Annotated in this window: 1 protein-coding gene; it reads right to left on the reverse strand. The window is 49.8% G+C overall.

The genetic code is table 11. From position 1 onward, the window contains the following. Positions 1-1,740 (reverse strand): hypothetical protein (locus WCO51_13525; GenBank protein MEI6514273.1); only part of this gene is annotated, 1,740 nt, incomplete at both ends.

Consider the following 1,740-nt stretch of genomic DNA (forward strand, 5'->3'; position numbering starts at 1 on the left):
GTAGTAACCTCTCGCTGAAGTTCGATGAGGTGAAATACTTTATCTTTGTCGTCAAGATTGACCAAAGCAATATCTGCGCCTTGCGGACCATTATGATTCATCATAGCGTCCGTAATCGTAAACGTCTCTTCGCGCCACCGTCCCGTTCCCTGCCCCACAAACGTCTTTGCCGATTTGAAGCCCTCTTTTCCGGCGTCATAAGAGAAGCCCCAGGATCCTGTTGAGTTGTCAAGCCACACAACTCGGAAGGTCAAAGGGCCGACCGGATTACCGTCTTTTCTAAAGAAGTCTTTGTCGAATCCGAAGTAGAGCGCGTCCTTGCCTGACTTATGTTCAAAAGCACGTGCATAGCGGCCGTAAGGCTGATCCGCAGGCCCGACTCGCCACAATCCGACACTGTTTTTATTCGCATCGATCTGGGTGATGAACCGGCTGTAGTTTCTAGCGATCAACCCGAAGCCGACATCGTTCATCGCTTTCGCCTCCAAGAGATAACCGGATCCTGTCAGGGAGGTCACCGCATCTAGGTCGCCAACTTTTGCCCCATACTTTTGGAATTCTGATTCAATTTTCTCCACACGCTCTCTGTTGCTCTGCACGGCCTTGCCATAGGCCCCTTCAGGGAAGCGAACGATATCCGCACTATCAAGCACGTCACGCAGTGCGATAAAGGCATACGGGCTGGTCTGAGGTCGCTTGTAGTAGGAATAGCGGTTGGCGAACGCAAACCCCTCATCGTATTTGCCTGTTTCTACAGTGCGGTAATCTACTTCCCAGAGATCAAGACCCCGATCCACCGTAGAAATGGCAGTCCAATAGTAATTCCAGATAGGATTTTCCTCAAAGATCCCGCCCTGACCAAATTTGGAAAACTCGCCGCGCACAAAATCCGGTTCCTTGCCATTCAGCCCATAAAAAGCGGGACGCAATTCGGTATCCTGCTCGATTTCGCCGTTGGCCTGATAACCGATGGCGATCGTAAATTGCTGTTTACGGAGTTCGATTGGGTAGTTCTGGCGAAGCCAGTTTGCGTAAAGCTGTTCCCCTGCTCTTGCTCCCTTGGCCTTGGCTTCACCGGGACTACTCTCATCGGCCACATTAAACAGAAACTTGATGTGCTTGAGTTCCGCCTTATTGAAAGCTTCATAAAACCGCTTTGTCGCTCCACTGCAGAATTCCAAATACTGCTGGGCACTGATCTTATATTTCGCGTCTTGAGGAGTGCCTTTGTAAAGTTGCCTGTCACCGGTCGAGCCAAAGGCCGGCTGAATGAATGCAATGGCTTTTCGCTGCTCCTCAGGGAGAGAGGCGATGTGCTCCGCCAGTTTACCGATAAAGGAGTGGAAGTATTTGATGTAGTTTTCGTCGAGGTAGTACGGAAAATATTCTTTGCCCTTTCCTCCACTCACAGTCACTTTCGGCACTCCTTTTTCATAAATCCATTCAGGCGCGTGCGGTCCGGTCCATAGGACGAAATAGTAGTAGTAGTTACCCTTAACGGCATTGCGGATGTGAGAGTCCATTTGTGACCAGTCATAGACTCCAGGCTTGGGCTCCATATCCGCCCACTTGACTCGATCTGCCTCCCCTTTAATAAAAGGAAACCTCACAGAATCAATTTGTTCATTTTTGCAATTAGCAAAGAAACCCGCCCACGATGGGCGTTCCATAGCAGTTGCATAGCTCGCTGCAAAAAGCAGAGCGATGACGAGAATTTTAGGCATTGGGAGGGTATAATGC

Source organism: bacterium (assembly GCA_037131655.1).
In the GTDB taxonomy this organism is placed as follows: Bacteria; Armatimonadota; Fimbriimonadia; order Fimbriimonadales; family JBAXQP01; genus JBAXQP01.